Genomic DNA, 1,123 nt, shown 5'->3' on the forward strand with positions numbered 1-1,123 from the left:
CCACGGTCGCCGCGGTCGTCGCGACGGAAGGGCGGCCGGTCACCGCTGCGGTCGTCACGACGGAAGGAGGGACGGTCACCACGGTCGCCGCGGTCATCGCGACGGAAGGGCGGCCGGTCACCGCTGCGGTCGTCACGACGGAACCCACGGTCGCCGCCACGGTCACGGTCATCACGACGCGGCCCACGGTCACGGTCGCGGTCGTCACGAGGCGCGAACCCGCCACCACGGCTGTCATCCCGACGGTCGTCCCGCCGGTCGTCCCGACGGTCGTCCCGACGGTCGTCCCGCCGGTCGTCCCGCCGGTCATCCCGGCGGAATCCACCACGCTGCCCGCCACGGTCGTTGCCACGGCCGTCGTCACGTCGGCCGAAGCCGCCACGGTCGTCACGACGGTCACCACGGTCGCCGCGGTCGTCACGGCGGAAGGAGGGCCGGTCACCGCTGCGGTCGTCGCGGCGGAAGGAGGGGCGGTCACCACGGTCGCCGCGGTCATCGCGACGGAAGGGCGGCCGGTCACCGCTGCGGTCGTCACGACGGAACCCACGGTCGCCGCCACGGTCACGGTCATCACGACGCGGCCCACGGTCACGGTCGCGGTCGTCACGAGGCGCGAACCCGCCACCACGGCTGTCATCCCGACGGTCGTCCCGCCGGTCATCGCGCCGGTCGTCCCGCCGGTCATCGCGACGGTCGTCCCGCCGGTCATCGCGACGGAATCCACCACGCTGCCCGCCACGGTCGTTGCCACGGCCGTCGTCACGTCGGAAACCGCCACGGTCGCGGTCGTTGTCGCGACGGAAACCGCCACGGTCCCCGCGCTGACCGCCGCGGTCGCCGCGGTCACCACTGTCCCGTCGCCGCTGGTCGCGCTCCGGTCGGTCGTCGGGAGAGTTGGTGGACATCGGTGACTCCTGTCTTCGGTACTGCAAGTCATTCTCGCGCAGCCGGGTACCCGGTGCGTCCTGGAAATACGAAAGGACCCTTGGTCCCCAGCTGAACGCTGGGGACCAAGGGTCCTTTCCAAAGATTGTTCGGCGGCGTCCTACTCTCCCACAGGGTCCCCCCTGCAGTACCATCGGCGCTGTAAGGCTTAGCTTCCGGGTTCGAAATGTAACCGGGC

Annotated in this window: 1 rRNA gene and 1 pseudogene; one reads left to right on the top strand and one right to left on the bottom strand. The window is 71.3% G+C overall.

The window, feature by feature from the left end:
- Positions 1-911: pseudogene (locus ACIQ1J_RS35365) on the top strand (hypothetical protein); the annotation flags it as partial.
- 121 nt (positions 912-1,032) lie between these two features.
- Here ACIQ1J_RS35365 and rrf read toward each other — a convergent pair.
- A 5S ribosomal RNA gene (gene rrf, locus ACIQ1J_RS35370) occupies positions 1,033-1,123 on the bottom strand; the annotation flags it as partial.

It is taken from the genome of Streptomyces sp. NPDC097107, from assembly GCF_044762405.1.
Lineage (GTDB): Bacteria > Actinomycetota > Actinomycetes > Streptomycetales > Streptomycetaceae > Streptomyces > Streptomyces thinghirensis.